At 33.4% G+C, this 16,981-nt stretch carries 15 protein-coding genes; 11 read left to right on the top strand and 4 right to left on the bottom strand.

The features are described from left to right. Nucleotides 1–160 precede the first annotated feature (160 nt). Nucleotides 161–2,665 (top strand): BREX-1 system phosphatase PglZ type A, encoded by a 2,505-nt coding sequence (gene pglZ, locus AAFN87_RS13595; protein ID WP_347791624.1) that lies wholly within the window; start codon nt 161–163, stop codon nt 2,663–2,665. 104 nt (nt 2,666–2,769) lie between these two features. Here the strand turns inward: pglZ and AAFN87_RS13590 are convergent, their stop codons facing one another. After that, the gene (locus tag AAFN87_RS13590) at nt 2,770–4,023 is read right to left on the bottom strand and encodes a S8 family peptidase (RefSeq protein ID WP_347791623.1); all 1,254 of its coding nucleotides are present in this window, start codon (nt 4,021–4,023) and stop codon (nt 2,770–2,772) included. Between the two features lie 111 nt (nt 4,024–4,134). Between AAFN87_RS13590 and AAFN87_RS13585 the strand changes: the two genes are divergently transcribed. The 4 genes from AAFN87_RS13585 to AAFN87_RS13570 all read left to right on the top strand — a co-directional run bounded on the left by AAFN87_RS13585 (nt 4,135) and on the right by AAFN87_RS13570 (nt 9,439). Then, entirely contained in the window at nt 4,135–7,308 is a 3,174-nt protein-coding gene (locus AAFN87_RS13585; protein ID WP_481886476.1) for a helicase-related protein, read from the top strand. Nucleotides 7,309–7,312: 4 nt separating this feature from the next. Beyond that, nucleotides 7,313–7,528, top strand: coding sequence for a YdbC family protein (locus AAFN87_RS13580; RefSeq protein ID WP_347791621.1), 216 nt, complete (start codon nt 7,313–7,315; stop codon nt 7,526–7,528). 67 nt (nt 7,529–7,595) lie between these two features. Continuing rightward, the gene (locus AAFN87_RS13575; RefSeq protein WP_347791620.1) at nt 7,596–8,372 is read left to right on the top strand and encodes an MPN domain-containing protein; all 777 of its coding nucleotides are present in this window, start codon (nt 7,596–7,598) and stop codon (nt 8,370–8,372) included. After that, complete coding sequence (locus AAFN87_RS13570) at nt 8,372–9,439, top strand: DUF4145 domain-containing protein (protein ID WP_347791619.1); 1,068 nt, start codon at nt 8,372–8,374, stop codon at nt 9,437–9,439. Before AAFN87_RS13575 ends, AAFN87_RS13570 begins: the two co-directional genes overlap by 1 nt. Nucleotides 9,440–9,819: 380 nt before the next feature. On the opposite strand, the gene AAFN87_RS13565 is transcribed toward AAFN87_RS13570, so the two are convergent. Continuing rightward, nucleotides 9,820–10,218, bottom strand: a complete 399-nt coding sequence (locus AAFN87_RS13565; protein ID WP_347791618.1) for a hypothetical protein — start codon at nt 10,216–10,218, stop codon at nt 9,820–9,822. A gap of 340 nt (nt 10,219–10,558) precedes the next feature. Here AAFN87_RS13565 and AAFN87_RS13560 point away from each other — a divergent pair, with 340 nt between their 5' ends. Further along, nucleotides 10,559–11,011, top strand: a complete 453-nt coding sequence (locus tag AAFN87_RS13560) for a hypothetical protein (protein WP_347791617.1) — start codon at nt 10,559–10,561, stop codon at nt 11,009–11,011. 84 nt (nt 11,012–11,095) lie between these two features. Here the strand turns inward: AAFN87_RS13560 and AAFN87_RS13555 are convergent, their stop codons facing one another. Continuing rightward, nucleotides 11,096–12,319, bottom strand: coding sequence for a replication-relaxation family protein (locus tag AAFN87_RS13555; RefSeq protein ID WP_347791616.1), 1,224 nt, complete (start codon nt 12,317–12,319; stop codon nt 11,096–11,098). Between the two features lie 161 nt (nt 12,320–12,480). Further along, nucleotides 12,481–12,834 (bottom strand): helix-turn-helix domain-containing protein, encoded by a 354-nt coding sequence (locus tag AAFN87_RS13550; protein WP_347791615.1) that lies wholly within the window; start codon nt 12,832–12,834, stop codon nt 12,481–12,483. A gap of 118 nt (nt 12,835–12,952) precedes the next feature. Here AAFN87_RS13550 and AAFN87_RS13545 point away from each other — a divergent pair, with 118 nt between their 5' ends. From AAFN87_RS13545 to AAFN87_RS13525, 5 genes are all read left to right on the top strand, one after another. Further along, entirely contained in the window at nt 12,953–13,234 is a 282-nt protein-coding gene (locus AAFN87_RS13545) for a hypothetical protein (RefSeq protein WP_347791614.1), read from the top strand. Between the two features lie 9 nt (nt 13,235–13,243). Then, nucleotides 13,244–13,540 (top strand): hypothetical protein, encoded by a 297-nt coding sequence (locus AAFN87_RS13540; protein ID WP_347791613.1) that lies wholly within the window; start codon nt 13,244–13,246, stop codon nt 13,538–13,540. Between the two features lie 588 nt (nt 13,541–14,128). Beyond that, nucleotides 14,129–15,031 carry a MerR family transcriptional regulator gene (locus AAFN87_RS13535; RefSeq protein WP_347791612.1) on the top strand — a complete coding sequence of 301 codons (903 nt, stop codon included), beginning with the start codon at nt 14,129–14,131 and terminating at the stop codon, nt 15,029–15,031. Nucleotides 15,032–15,383: 352 nt separating this feature from the next. Continuing rightward, complete coding sequence (locus AAFN87_RS13530; protein ID WP_347791611.1) at nt 15,384–15,863, top strand: Panacea domain-containing protein; 480 nt, start codon at nt 15,384–15,386, stop codon at nt 15,861–15,863. A 2-nt stretch (nt 15,864–15,865) separates the two neighbouring features. Further along, nucleotides 15,866–16,891: a hypothetical protein gene (locus tag AAFN87_RS13525; protein ID WP_347791610.1), complete on the top strand. Its 1,026-nt coding sequence runs from the start codon at nt 15,866–15,868 to the stop codon at nt 16,889–16,891. Nucleotides 16,892–16,981 lie beyond the last annotated feature (90 nt).

Below are 16,981 nucleotides of genomic sequence, written 5' to 3'. Positions count from 1 at the left end.
TATATAAAATAAAAGTACCTTTTTCCTACTAACGTAGTTGAACTTTACCGGCCTTGCTAATGAAGAGGAGAAATTTGATACTCAAATTAATATTATGATTAATATCCATGCTTTTTATAGAAATGATATTTTTAAAATAATTTTAGAAAGGAGCTTCACGTTGAACGTATTACAATTATTAAAAGAACGCATAGAAGATGAATTACATAAAAAGAACAAGCCTCGTACCGTTGTTTTTTGGTATGACGAGCAGGGTGAGCGTACCGTGGAATCGCTAAAGGAAGAACTAGCAGATCAGCCGATTCAAGTACGGGCATTGACACGTAACAATTTCTTCTCGTTAAAAATTGAAATTGAAACAGAGAAAAAAGACGAATCATTTTTACTATATGCGAAATTTGCAAAACCTGAAAAGGAAAAAAATTATTTGCTTGATATGGAGCTGTACGGTACAGAATTTAAAGCAGATACGACTGCTTTATTAGCAGAAAAATTTCAAGTGAATGATGCAATGTTACGTGAAATGATGCAAAAGTACCCAGAGTTTTTCAAAAGTGCAGAGCGTAAAGAAAAGCTAAAAAAAGTGTTGAAGTCACAAGCAAGTGAGCGTGAATTTGAATATGCGATGTTAGCTGTATTAACTGGAGCGCAAGTTGCGGATATGGACAAAATTGCCCAAAATCTATTGATGGCTGGCTTACAAGAAGATTCGAATGAGTTATTTAAATCGATTGTGAAGCGTTTTAGTAAGGAGCAGCTCTTTGTTTTATTAGGACAGTATTTCGGTGTTCATATTGAGGCATATACATTGCAACATTTAATGGAGCATATTTTGTATGCCCATTTCCAACGCCATGCGCAGTTTGAGGATGCTACGTTGCAGAAAAAGTATGAAACGACACGTGCTAATGCCAGCGCATTATTTGTAGATGATTGGTTACAAACGAAGGACCGTGAAGTGTTAGAGCAGTATATGCAAGAAATAGAAGGCACGTTTTCAATCGTTGAATTATTAAATGACCGTCCAATTGAGCATTATGCAGACATTTCAACGTTCCCTGTTATTGATGTGTTATTAATTGAAAAGCTAACGACAGAGCTACTGCATCAAACTGCTAATCTAGAGGAATGGAAAGAAATATTACAAAATCGTTTAAACATGCATTGGGCAAATCGTAACGAGCGTATTCGTGGACTATTAACAGTCTTAGTACACACGGTAGATTTAACGATGCATAAAACTTTGTTAAAGCAATATGATACACGTATTCCGTTATATGTGCAGTATGCAAGTGATTTATATTTAATTGATCAGGCATATCGTCGTTTTATAGTAGGTTACATGCAACTTGAAAATAGAGAAGTATTAGATGAGTTAGCTGAAAAGTTAACGAACTGGTATGAAAATAAGTATTTATCAAAAGTAGCGGAAGAAACGAATTTTACTTTAGAACAAGAGGAATTAGGGAAGCTCCCAAAACAGGCTACTTTCTATAAGGAAAATATTGAACCGATTATGCATAAGGAATCAACGCGTGTATTCGTCATTATTTCAGATGCATTACGTTTTGAAGCAGGGGCAGAGCTACGTGAGCGATTAGATGCACGTGCAAATGGTAGTGCTACGATTAGTCCACTCGTTGCGAATATGCCAACTTATACACAGCTCGGTATGGCCTCACTTTTACCGCATAAAACATTGACGATTGCACCGAACGGAACAGTATTAGCAGATAGTGAGCCGACAAATGGTTTAACGAATCGCATTAAAATTTTACAAAAATCTGAGCCAGATGCGATTGCTTTCCGATTTGATGAGATTATGTCTTGGTCACGTGCTACAGCTGAAGAGCAATTAAAAGGTAAACGTTTAGTCTATGTGTATCATGATGTGATTGACGCTGCTGGTGACTCAGTCAAATCAGAGCGTGAAACATATGCAGCAGTTGATCGAGCGATGGATGACTTAGAGAAGCTTGTAGACCTACTTTCAAGATGGCAGGTGAAGCGTATTTTCATTACAGCAGATCACGGGTTCTTATATCAAAATTCAAAAGTTGAAAATGCCGGGAAAGTAGCGAGTGTTGAGGGCGAGAAATTTGATGGTAATCGTCGTTTTGTTGTTGGTAAAAACTTAGTTATTGGTGCTGGGGCGATTGCCGTACCAGAAACCTTTACGACGCTACAAGATGCGGAGAAAGCTATTGCAAAAGGGATTAACCGTTTCGTAGGTGGTGGCGGTTTACAATTTGTACATGGAGGTGCAACACCACAAGAGGCCATTACACCGTTAATTGATTATCGTCGTACGTCTCAAGCAACGCCTGTTGAAATTAGTGTAGCAATGCCATCACGTGTCATTAAAAGCTTCCGTGTTGAAGTGCCGCTGTATCAAGAACAAAGTATTTCGACAGAATTTATGGCGCATACCGTTCGATTTGCATTTTATTTAGACGGGGAACGTATTTCAAATGAGGTAGATTATACGTTTAATATGCTGGGACAAAATCACGAACGTACTGCGAAACTGGTATTTGATTTAACCGAGCAATATTATAAAGCAGGTCAAAAATGCACACTGAAAATGGCGACAGTAGAAGGAAACAAAGTAACGCCTTATAGCGAAGCTGAGTTTACTATTCATATGTATAATGCGTTGTATTAAATGGATAGTAAAAGTAGTAGGAGTTAAATGGTAATAATTAAAAGCAGGGATGTTGTATTAAACAATGTTCCTGCTTTTATTGATTATTAAAATTGCTGGTAGTGCTATATGTACTTTTCGACTTCAAAAGGATTTATAAGACCATGACCATAGCTTTTACTGAAATAAGGTAAAGATCGAGTGCAATTGTTTATTAGTAAGTCCTTTAAGGTGAACGGATCTATATTAGGATCTTTTTGGTATAGAAGTGCTAAAATTCCAGAAACAAAAGGTGCTGATACAGAAGTCCCTGTATGAGTCTTTCCCCTTAATTTTATATTCGAATAGCAAACCAAATCAGGTTTGTGAGGAGATAAAGATCCATTACCAACACTACTATAATTTTCTATAATAAAATCATTTGGTTTTAAGTATCTTACTGCTCCAACTGTAATTACACTAGGATGACTGTTAGCGCCCCAAATACTGCTATTGTAGCCATAGCTATTGCCGCAGCGTGAATCTGATGAACAACCACAATTCCCTGCTGAAAAGACTATAGATATACCCAAACTTACTAATTTAGCAACCCATTCTGTAACTGGATGATTAATATTATGAGCAAAAGATAGATCGCTCATATGATTATAAAGCGCCCAACTATTATTTAATATGTGCGGTGTTCCATGTTTAATAAAATTTGTTTCTACCCAGCTATATGCTTTAGCTATATCAGATAGTTTGCTAGAGTTAATATGCTCAGCCACGCGTATGTCTAAAAGCTTAACTTTAGGAGCCATTGTGAGAATATCATATGCTACCATATTTCCGTGACAATCCCAAAGAGATTTAGTTCCAAAATTATTTGCCGGATATCCTCCTATTACCTGAGGAAAACTAGGATACTCTCTTCTTGTTGAATTTATTTCAATTCCAGAATCCACTACTCCGACTACGATGTTTTTACCATAGAGCTTTTTCTTCCAAAGTTTATGTATTTTTAATTCTCTTCGAATTGTATCTATATTAAGTTTATTGGTATCGCGAAAATACTGGATATTATTTTTGGAGGAAGAAAATTGGATATTTGAATCTCTAAAAACTTTCTCCACAAAATTAAAACTTTCAACTAATTTCCATTCGCGTGTATCTAATTTTCCCCTTATTAGAATATGTCCTTTTTGTTGCTCAAAAGTTGTTTCGGTGGTGAAAGGAAAACCTTCAATTGGAATACGAACCTCAGCAGGTGATTTACTAACCCAGCTGTATGAATCATCATAATTGAAGCTCATTACGTTATCAGATAGTTCTTTAATAGATTTTTCTATTTCTCTAGACTCAGTTGAGTATTTTAGTTTAATCATTACATGGATAGCCAAATTTATTTCCCTCCTTTATTATTATATATAATTGCATAAAATATATAATTTTGGAATGTTATATCGAATATTTAAATTATTGAATTGAAATAAAAATCAGGGGTGAAAATCTTGCTGAAAATCGGAGAAATAATCAAAGGTTCATTTTGGCCAGAAATCGTAGTCATTAAGCATTTTGAAAAAATTGATGATGATTTATATTTAGTAGAATCTATAGGGCGTAAAACGAATAAATATTATGAGCAGTATTTAGATAAGTCGCAGCTTAACCAACTAGAGAATATTAAAGAAGAAGTAAGTACATTCAATGCTGAGCGCTTACAACATTATTTACAGTATTACATTTTAAAAACGGAAGAAAAATATTCCCAATCCCGCGCACGTGGCAATAAAAAGGTCATTCCGCTTCCGCACCAAATTGAAGCTGTTTACAGTCGAATGCTACAATCTCCACAAGTACGTTATTTACTTGCCGATGATCCAGGGGCAGGGAAAACGATTATGTCGGGTATGTTAATTCGCGAATTAATGGCAAGACAAGCTGCAGAGCGAGTTTTGATTTTAGTACCTCCATTAGTATTAAAGCAATGGCAGGAGGAATTAAAGGATAAGTTCGGGGAAGAGTTTACGATTGTCAATCGAAGTCTGTTGAATAGTTCGAGCGAAGTGAACCCTTTTGAATCACATGACAAAATCATTTCATCACTTTATTGGGCTGCAAGAGAAGAAATTAAATCGTACATAATGAAGGCTAATTTTGATTTAGTCATTGTTGATGAGGCACATAAAATGGCTGCCTATACGCATGGTGTGAAGAAGCGGAAAATTAGTCGTACGAAAATTTATCAGCTAGGAGAAGGTTTACTTCGCCATACAGAGCATTGCTTATTGTTAACTGCTACACCCCATAAGGGCGATAAAGAAAACTTCCGTCATTTGATGAGCTTAGTCGATCATGATATTTTTTCACGATTAAATACGGGAGATTCTATTTATGAAAAGAGTAATCCGTTTGTCATTCGTCGTTTAAAAGAAACGATGAAAAACTTTGATGGCACTCCATTATTCCCGAAGCGTACAACGAAAACGATTGCATTTGACTTAAGCTATGAGGAACAACAGCTTTATGAAGAAGTAACTGCGTATGCCCGAGAACATTTTAATCGTGCCAAGCAAAATAATAAACCGAATGTTGCGTTTGCGATGATGATTTTGCAGCGTCGTTTAAGTTCATCGATTGACGCGATTTATTTATCGTTAAAACGACGAAAAGAAAAATTAGAAGAATTACTTGAATCGGAATTATCAATAATTAAAATAGTTGAACCTTTTGAATACGACGAACTTTCGATTGATGAACAAGAGGAAGTTGAGGCACTAATCGAAGGTGAAACCGATGTAATTGATATTGAGGAATTACGTGTGGAAATCGCTGTATTAAGTGATTTAGTTCAAAAGGCAGAAAGATTGGTATATCAAGATGTAGAGGTCAAATATGCAGAACTAGAAAATACGTTATTTGGCGAAGAAGGATTACTTTCTAAGGGAGAGAAGATTTTAATCTTTACAGAGTCGAAGGACACGTTGTATTACCTAGAACGAAAGCTATTAAATCATGTACCTGAAATTACAAAGATTGTAGGTAATTTCTCGATGGATCAGCGTCGTGAACAGGTTGAAAAATTCCGTAATGATGTGCAAATTATGCTGGCAACAGATGCTGGTGGGGAATCTATTAACCTTCAGTTTTGTAATCAAATGATTAACTATGACATCCCGTGGAATCCGAACCGTTTAGAGCAGCGTATGGGGCGTATTCACCGTATTGGGCAGAAGAATGAAGTATTTATTTTCAATTTAGTTGCTAGTAATACACGAGAAGGTGACGTACTTATTCGTTTATTAACGAAAATGGATCAAATGCGTGAAGACTTAGGACAAGATCAAGTATATGACTTTATAGGTGAAGTACTTGAAGAAAATAATATAGATTTGGCGAATTTAATGGAACGTGCAATTAGTGGGCGTGAAAATCTAGATGAACTTGTCGCAACGATGGAAAAAACGTTATCTGATGAGCATAAACGCTTGTTAGAAATCGCGAAACAAGAGCGTTTAGATGACTCTAGTTTCGATTTACCCGGAGCGAGAAGGGCCTATCAAGAAATTTCAATCAATAGTATGCCACCGCGTGTATACGGTGAATTTGCAGTAAAGCAATTTGAAACTTCTCGAATCAAATTAAATTTCTCAAATGATAGCAAAACCGTTCGAATTGACCGTTTCCCTAAAAATATACGTGAATTAATAAAGAGAAAGAGATATGCATTACGAACTGACGAATCATTAAGATTTTCATTAAGTGCATCTAAACAGACGGAAGATATAACGCTATTGCCTAATGATCACCCTGTCAAGAAGCTAGCAATGGAACTAGCAAGTCAGGAGTTGCAGCAGGTTGCATTACCTGTTTGTAATGTTAAAGCAAATGTAAGCGAGCCGTTAATTATTGAATTAAGTCGTATTAGTGTTGTCGATGGGAATAGTCGTGAATTGGAGCAGGAATTAATGTTACTTGCTAAAAGAGAAACAGGGGAATTTATTCAAATCGATCCGTATTTCTTATTCCAACAGCCATTAAAGTTTGTGAATAATGAAGCTAACGAAGATAAGTCGTTTAAACGAGAGTCAATTATTCAAGCGAAAAAAGTGCTGCAATCCGTTCAAATGAAGCGTGATGATTATTTAAATCGAAAAAGCACGTATTTACGTCGCTCATTTGATGAACAAATGCAAGTATTACAGGAACGTTTAACGAACTATTTAGAAGACAATCCGAACAATAAAAATAGCGCATTAATTAATCAAACATACACGCAAATTGAAGATTTAGAGGAGCGCAGTAAAGAACGTTTAGAGGATATCGAACGTGAACGAAGCATCCAATTACAATCGATTAAATTGCTTACGCAATTGCATGTACAACCGATTAGTAATGCTGCGCGGATTATACCAGCTGATTATGTAGATGTTGTGAAGCAATATGAATATGACAATGGACGATTAAATATTCGCGAAAAGAAAGCATACGGACTGGTTGATTTCACAAGTGAAGAAGCGGATGGAAATACGCGCTTTGTTTTAGTAACACCATTTTTAAAGGCATTGGATGAGCAAATTATTTTAGAGGATTATAAAGAATTAAATGGTTCAGTTTATATTTATGTATTACAACAAGGTAAGATTATTGAAGAAATTAAAATGGAACAATTAGTGGGGGTGTAATGCAATGGCTGAAATCAAATTTGAAGTTGTTGAACACATCGGAGTATTATCTGAATCCGCAAAAGGTTGGAAGAAAGAATTGAATCGTATTAGCTGGAACGATAATGCACCAAAGTATGACATTCGAGAATGGGCGCCTAATCGTGAGAAGATGGGGAAGGGTGTTACGTTGTCAGAGGAAGAGTTTAACGCGTTAAAGGGTTTATTAAATCAAATATAACAATAAGAAAGCGTATCATGTTTTTATACGGGTACGCTTTTATTTTAAATATATGGAGGTTTTTTTTATGCACTTAGAACTAATCAATAATACATTAACGACTATGCTACTTGACTGCATTAGCCATTATCCAGAGCGCGGTCAGCAAAAGGAATGCTTTGGTTTGATATTTGGCGATCAAGATGAAAATGCAGTTGGTGAGTATACATTCCCAGTTGCAAATGTACTGAATAAAACGGCTTCTAGTGTAAGGGCAAATGAGCAAGTGAATGACATTGTGAAGGAAGCGAGAAAGCTTGTAACAACAAGTGACTTTGTTGCATATTATCATAGTCATCCATATGATGAAATATTTGATGAATGGGCAGATCCGAGTGTTGGGGATCTTCGAGTAGCAAAGGATATTAACTCTAATATAGAAGTAATATTTGCGATTGTGAAAAGAAAAGATGTGGATACAAGTGCAGCGTTAAAGTATGAATATTCAACAGATATGCAGTATCGTTTTTTTGAAGAAAAAAGTAAAAAAACCGATGAACCACTTAACACAGAATTAATAGGACAAGACGGTCACGTTATTCACGGTCACTATAGAGACTATGATTTTGCAGTACGTGCCTACAAATGGACAGGAAGTGCTTTTGAAGAAATTAAATTATATTCGTCTGAAGTAGAAATGAGTCTGCTACTATATGAACAAGGCATAATTATAGAACAATTACCAAAAGAAGCAATGTATCATTTGAAAAAGCTAGAGTACTCTTTACGCTTAGCAAACAAAGATAAATATAAAGAAAAAATCCCATATTTGATCGAAAAAATTAAGTCGGTAGGTGTGATATAATGTCGCAAAAATTACAAGAAATTTTATCAGAAATTAACCTAAGTTTAGCTGAGCTTACACAAGAAATTGAAAAGCTCATTTTCGTTTCGCCAAGAGCAGCGATGCAAACAACTCGAACGATGGCGGAAACACTAGTACGTCAAGTTGCTCAATTGGAAGGGCTTGAGCATAGCGAGTTAAATTTCGGTGAATTACAAATGAAGTTAAAAAATGAAGGCATCATTACACCAACAACAGATAACGCGATTCATTTTGTTCGTCGTCAAGGAAACACAGCAAGTCATGATGGTACGCGCAAAATGTTAATCCGAGAAGCATTAACTTGTTGGGAATATCAGCATTTGATTTTGACATGGTTTATCGAAACATATGCATCACCAGATATTGAGGTGCCAGAGTATATTGAGCCGGTTCCTGAGAAAAGCGCGGCTGATAGGGAATATTTAATCGATCATATTGAAGCATTAATGCAGACGTTCGTGCAAAAACAGCCGATGCCAGAAAATGTTGTAACCGAACAAAAGGTTAGTCGCAGAATTTATTATAAAGATCAATTTGTTGAGATACCGGATTTTTTACGTGATGCATTTTTATTGCCACAGCGTTTCCCAAAATCAACAACGTTTTTAATTCGTTTGAATGGCGAACAGCAAGCACGTATTATGAGTGAATTGCCATATCAATTAGAAGGTATGCATCAGCATGTCAAACGCTTTAAAGAAGCGAATGATCAGTGCTTCTTTGAAGAATTACGATTGTTCGTTGAAGAAGAACAAAAACGCAAAATAGTGATGGAGCGATATCGTGGGGAAGTCTTGCTATTTTATAAATCAGATTTTGTTATTTTAACAGAAGCATTAGGAAATGTTGCGTTAACGAAGGACAACTTTCCTGGCCAAACAAGCTTGCTGAACTCGTTACAAGAGCAAGGTTTCTTACATGTTAAGGATTTCCCAAAAGAGTTAGTGCTATTAGGTAAGTACCGAAATGTCGGCGAGACGGCATTAGCGAATTTATTTAATCAGCTAAAGGTGAAGGGAATGGAGTTTACAAAGGTTGAAATTTAACGTAAGTGAAGGATGATATAGGGTTAGGTGGTACAAAAATTTGTGTTCAAGTGAAATCTCATGATGCTCCTGTCGATCATCCAGCAATGGTTTATTGATTGGAACTATGAGCAATGGATGCGCGGAGTATGGCTTATTGGTATCTTGGCGTGGCTTTAAAACGACAGTGACGAAATAAGTACCGAAGCAATTTTTTTAGTTACACTTATTAGATACGAATGATGTTAATAGAGAAATCTTCAATCAATCTGAGTAACTGTCATTAGAGATTAGATTTGAAATCTCTTTAAGGAAGAATAGTAACTAAAGAGAGTCAAAACGATTGCAGAGCAGCATCTTCAATTTATACGAAGATGCTGCTCATTTTGTTTACATTAATTTCAGAACGCCTGAAGGATTTTGGGGTTTAATACAATAATCTTCTTTCGTCCGGACTTGCCACCATTTGTTATACGTAAATAATCAAGCATGTCTAAATAATTTAGTACCTTGTTAAATGGCTCGATTTCATTAAAAACCGACTTTGACCGTGTATAAATTTCCTGTTTTGATAAAGTAATATTTTCAGACTCGATTGCTTCACAGATGATTTTAGATAATAAATATTTTGCAATTTGAAGGTCATGAATATTTACATTAACTTTATGGTTAGTTTCAAAGTTGATTGGGCTTGGCCAATCGTAATTACTAACCAGTAAGTCATTATTTGGTGTTTCGTAAAAAAACGGCTGATAAGTTGTATTGATTGATAAATGTTTTAAAAATTGATTTTGTTTCATAGGAAGCCACCCTTTCAAATTATTTCTAACATTTTAACCGGTAAGATTATTAATTTTAAGAAAGGGATTATATTTTTTTAGAAAATTTTCGTTATGAATTTCATTTGAAATGGTAGTGAGTATGTTTTATTCAAACAGTAATACGATCCTCTTCTCCCTATTTTGAAAAAGTTTGGCGATGTTTCTACTTTAGGTTTTTTATAGCTTTAAAGAAGTTCGGAACTAGATATGCAAATTAGTTGAAACTTATTGGATTAATTAAATTAAAAGTTGAAAATTACTATTAGAATGTTGAAAAACCGAAGTTATAATATTAAAAATTAGGAATGGAGTAGGTCGCATGAATAATGAAAATCCAACGTTATCACAAGTTTTAGAGGCATTAAATAAAGGTATGGTATTGTCTGTATGTGCAAAAGAATTAGACATGAAACTATCTATTTTTGAAAGTAAATTATCGAATGCTGCAATTGTAAAGGATCTCGAAAAGGGAATATGGGTTTATGAATGTGGAAATGAAGAAGAGTCTCTTAGTCGTCCTATCAAAAATAAGATTGTTAAATTGAAATGTGATAAGCCAGATGCTGTTGATGTAGAAAAAGATATGGAATACGAATTGTATAAGGACTGCCAAATATTTAAATGGTCCGATCTAACAGCTAAAAAATCATTTCATTTAGAGCAAGAACTGTTCGATGAAATCAAGCAACTGAGCTTTGATAGATCTATTAAAATTAATGTGTTAGTTAATAACCTTTTAGCAAAAGGGTTAGAGCATTATGAACAGGGATAAAAAGTGGAATCCTCCTACTGACTTAGGGGGATTTTTTATGTAGCGATTTAAGCTTTGAAATTAAGCTTAAATCGCTTAGCGAATTTAATCGTTTAATATAATTATTTTCGCATTGTCTTGAATTGTTTGTAGTACTGCTAAAATTTCATTTGGAATATGTTCAGGTGCGAAATTTAAAGGAAGATGCTCAGATGTGTTCCGGCGAAAAATCGTTTGTGAATATCCTAATTTCGATAGATTTTTTGTTGATTCATTCTGTGGATTAGAATTAGCCAACTTCACGAAATTTAAATATCCACCATAAACCAATGACTCAAACTGTTGAGCAATACTAATATATACATATTGATAATTTGATTTTCCAATCTGATAAATATAAAAGTTTGGATCCCGATACTCATGACTGTGTTCAATAGTTGCTAAAAATTTATTTTTGTTTTGAGTTTGTGTGCTGAATATATTGTTGTGATAATTTTCGTAAAGGTTTTGTTTATTTACTTCAAAGGCCAATGACTCACTAAAATCATCTATAGGGATCATGATTAAATTCACTGACTCTAAAAACTTCGCATCAATCGCTGATAAAAAGGATGATAAAACTGTCATCCAACGTCGATTAAAGCCGTAGGCTTTTTTTATTGAATCAGTCACGAAGAAAATTCCCATAGGTAATTGAGATTGACTTAACGTTTTAAAGTATTCATTATAGTTTTCAAATTTCGCCAAAAGTTGGTTGTAATTCTCTGTCCCCATATCAATTTCGAGAAAAAAAGTGTCTCCTGATTCAAGATCTTCAATTTCCCCATCAGGCCTTAATATACGCTGACCATTTTGCTGAAAATAAAGCCTGGAAGCATATATTGAATTTCTTGTTTGAATGGCTTTTAGCTGTTCATTTAATTTAATAGCAATTAAAGAGTCTACGAATAGTAGATGATGGTTTAGTTGTTCTAAAGGGGTCTTATATACTTCATAACTTAAATCGCTAAAACTATCCCCTAATATTTTACTTGTATAACCAGAACCAATTTTTTCGAATTCAATATTTAGCAGATCTTTTACATAATTGAATCCATTAGAGGATAAAAAATAAACGGATCCTGTTCTTGTATTACTATCAATTTTTTTGCCGGAAACTAATTTTTTTGATTTTAATCGCTTCAAATGATTGTGAATACTAGATCTTTGAGTTATCTTTGGCTGCTCTTTGCTTGAAATACATTGTGCTATTTGCAATGCTGTCATTCCCCTGAATTCATGGAGTAGTTTCAATATAATTTGTTCACTTTTAGTTGTATGTTGTTGCACGGTAATCCTCCTTTTTTATTATGATGAATTGTGTGTAAATTATAGTACAACTACTTTGTGCATATTTTAATAAGCTAGGAGATTAAAATTTAAATAAAACACAAAAACCTTGAAGCCAATTGGATCAAGGTTTTTGTGTTTTAAGATAATTAAACGAGTATTCAACTTTTTATGTAGGGGAGAAGTAAAACATACAGCCCCTTTTTTTGCTCTTCCGAGAGGTCGTTAATAAGTTTTATTAACTCCGTATCAATATTTCCAGATTTTTGCTTAGTTGATTTAATTTTGATTTTAGTGTCCACTTTCCCTTCAAGTCTTAGAAAAAACTCGCTTAATGAAATGTCAAACTGCTCAGTTATTTTAGTAAGCATGGTGAAATTGAATTCTTGGATCCCACCCTCAATCCTAGATATGGAAGCTTGTGAAACTTCTAATTTTTGAGCAAGTTCATTCATACTTATGTTTTTTTCCTTTCGGAGTGATCTAATAAGTTGCCCAGCTTGAATGTAGTTCATCAAATGCCAACCCCATTCTGTTTTTTATTAATCGTACAATTATTGCATTTTACAATCAACATAATCCGTTATATACTTTAAATGTATAAATACTTAATATGTATAAAGGGGTGTGGAAGTGAACGAAAGTTTCGATGCAGCATTTGAATTATTTATTGAGCATAGAATTGATGAGGTTTTGCGTGATAAAGAACTATCAAAACATGTTGTTAAAATGATTGCAGAAATCGAGCTGAAGTTAAACGAAATAATTGCGGATTTTGAAGAGCGGGAAAAAAACTTAGCTTTAGAAGCATTGCAAGATTTGTTTATTAAATACAACCATGATGTGTATAAAAACATGTACATCGCTGGTTTCTACGATGGTTTGTATTTAGATAAAAAGTCTAATAAGAGGTGATGATTGTAAATGGAATTATTCAAAGGGCAGATTGTATTAGAGCTTTTTGCAGCAGTAAACAGTCAAGAAAATGAACGAGCTACGAAGAACTTAGCACATGAAGGTCTATCATCGGAATTATTAGATGAACTAAAGAACTTAATAGAAGCAAAAGGCTATTATGTGAAATCCATTGCAGCGGATTTAAATTCAACAGGCAATGCAACTGCTCAACAAGTAAAAATTATAGATGACACTATAAAGCAAGCGAAATATAATGATGACTTTATCCGAGGAAAAGTGATAAGAACGAGAATTCAAATTTGAAAATATAAAGTAACAGAATCAGCAGCTATTCTAAGGAGATTACTTTAGGATAGTTGTTTTTTTCTGGATTTATGAGCGTTTTTATAGGTATTAGTTTGACTTGTATTCTGAAATTAGCTATATGTGTGAGCCTTTTGATTAAAGGGAATAAGCGTATTAATGTTAGTGATTTTCTCTGTGACTAACTCATGGTGAAATTCACAATAAGACTCACAAAATAATTACGGAATATATGAAATGATTGGACTCATTTTGAAGTGTACATCTTTAAAAGTATGAAGGAAATTCGCTTATCTATGTTTAGGAACAACTGTTACATATATAACAAAGTTTACTAGACGTAACGGAATAACTAATTTGGAGTTTGTGGTGAAATTGATACGTTTGATGAGTTTTCATCGGACCACAAGGCATTTCATTGATATATTATTGCAACAGAGGAACTTCAAGAGCATTGAAGTTATAATGATGCAGTAAATCAATGCTAATAGACAAGTATAGCAGTCTAATTGCAGTAAAGGTTTAATTATGAATTAAAAGCAATGCAAAATGAATGCTGAGAGTTAAAGTAATGGAGGAAAAAGTAATATGCATGTTGATGAATATATAGATATTGAAGGCCTGAAGCAATTATTTTCGAAGGATCGTTTATACAAGGAAGTGCTAAAAGACGACCTAAATGAGGAAATGTTGTTCCCTTCTTTTATAAAGGAGTTGAAACTAACTAGGGTTTATACAACAGAAGAAGTATCGAAAATGTTAAATAAGAAAGATTCAAATATACGCTATTATATAAACGAATTAAATGAGTATATTAAACCTATGAAGCCAAATCGAAACTATCGCTATGATTATATAATAATTTATAGAATATATTTAATTATCCTTTTTACAAGTAGCGCAGGGCGAAAGATATGTGACATAAAAAGGATTCTCAATGATGTTCATTTGGACCCGAGAGTTCAGGAAATAGAAGTGTTAAAAGAGAAAGTTGATATCGTTGAACAACATGTTAATCAGCTTAATCAAATAAAGAAATTACATAATGAACGAGATTCAAATATTAAAAACATTAAAAACAAAGTTCACAAAAATCAGTGCCAAGTAATTGAAATCGATCTTAAATTAGACGAATTAAATAATCAATATTTTAAGACGATGGTAAACATTTTTGAAACAGAAAGACGCCTATTACATTTAGATAATGAATTATTTCAAGGGATACAGCGTCTGGAGCTTCAAAACCGATTATATGCTATTGAAAGTGCTATACACGAAAAAAATAAATCCCTTTTTGATAAAATATCGAGTGTTTTTAATAGTGGAACTGAAGCATCATCTTCAACGGCAGAGTCAAATTTGCTTGTTGTGCAAAAGGAAATTAACAATGAGAAAGAGCTGCTGATAAAGTTGGAGAAAGAGCGAGAAATGATACTAATGGAGCGGGAGAAGGTTGCTGATTTGAAAATAAAAGTTTTAAAGGGTGATTGATGTGAATCTCGGTTTCAGATATTAAGCCGTTTTAATAATTATTTAAAAATGGGTTTAGCGGTTTTTATAGGAAATCTATAAAGAGTAAAGAGTAGGAGAACAAGTTGCTTCTACTACTGAATTCTAATGTATAAGAAAGGACAGTTTTTCCGAATTGAATTTAATGTATTGTCATTCCTCGATGTATATTATTTGCATGCAATATTTATAATAACTGTATGTGCATTGTAAGGCATATAATGAAAATCGCAAAGAAATTTTCAAATTAAAGAACGTATGTTCTTAAATGATGACAAAGTGATTAATAAGTGGTAAAATGACTATAATACATATTATATAAGGGGGGACTTTTATGGATGCTTTAAGAATTTCTTCAAACATTATTAATGAAATGAGACAGAGAAATTTGGAATTAGATCATATTAAGTTGCAGAAACTCCTTTATTTCTTTGCAGTTAAGTACTTCAGAAGAGTCGGAATAATTCCGTTTGAACAAAGAATTGAAAAGTGGAAGCTAGGACCAGTTATTAGAGAAGTTTATAAAGAATACAAAATTAATGGTGCTAATAAAATCATTGAACCAACAACCTCACTAAAGTTAGATGGCGGACGTTTTGTTATGGAGGTTATTCAACCTGAAATGCTTACAGAAGAAGACGCTATTTTGTTAAATGAAACTATTGAAGAATATGGGCATTTAAACCCTTTTGATTTAGTAGAGATAACACATCAAGAAAATGCTTGGGCTGCTGTAGAACAAGATATTATAAATAGAGTTCCAAATTTATATTATGATGAGGATGACTTTATCGAAATTGTGGGAGCGATGTAATATTGAATAAGTCTGAAGACACAAAAGCTGAATCGTCTCATTTAGATGATTCAGCTTTTATTAAACAAAAATTTTCTGAATCAATAGGTAAAATGAAAGAAAAATCTTTTAGTTTGAATGATGAATCAGATTTATTGGTTGCTGAAGAGATTGCAGATACTTGGGTTGATGTATCAGATAAAAACCTTAGGGTTTATTCATTAATAACTTCTGAGGTTCTTAAAGGTGAATACTTTGATGAAGAAGATGAAGATATTAATGTTCTAATTACAAATATTATTCATATAGATGAAATCGGGAAAATAAAAACTGAAGATTTGAAATCTTGGTCTAATTTCATTGCGAAGATTTTGGATCATATAGAATTAGCTCAACATCAACAAAATATTTTCTCAAAATTGCTAGATAGAGCTGTCTCGCAAAATGAATTACTTGAAAACTCTACAGAACAACTTTTACAGCAAATAGAAGTTTTGAAAGCTGACTCGAAAATTTTAGAAGAAGAGCTTAGCTCGATGAATAAGGAAAATAGGAAAGTAAAAAAACAAAATAAAAGTCTAATAAAGAAGCAAGAAAAAATCCAGAAAGATTTTATATCTATACTAGGTATTTTTGCTGCAATACTGCTAGCATCATTTGGTGGTCTTACGATTATTTCGAATATATTGAAAGATTTTAATGCACCTTTAGGTAAAGTGTTAATTTTGAGTAGTTTATCTATTTTATCAGTCTTAATCCTAATATTCTTATTGTTAAATGGTATTTCAAAATTAACTGGAGAGAATCTAAGAAATTGTAAATGCGGAATAGGTCAGGATTGTACTTGTACTTTGGTTTCAAAACACCCTACCTTATATGTTAGTTCTGTAGTGCTTATTATAGTGTTTGTATTAGGGGTATTTGAATTACTTATAGATTTTGAAGTAATAAAAAGTTATTTTAATAATGTTATTTTAATAGGACTATTATTTGTTTCATTGTTTATTATTTTATTAAGTTCAGCTGTATATAAATCGTTTGATAAATAAAGTATTACATAGAATGAAATTAGTGATTCATAGTCTAGAATGTACCCAACAGCAAATTTTATTTGCTTAGTCAAAAAGATTTTTCAGTAA

This window comes from Solibacillus sp. CAU 1738, from assembly GCF_039888725.1.
In the GTDB taxonomy this organism is placed as follows: domain Bacteria; phylum Bacillota; class Bacilli; order Bacillales_A; family Planococcaceae; genus Metasolibacillus.
Note: the sequence above shows the minus strand (reverse complement) of the source record. Positions and strands in the feature narration are given on the sequence as shown.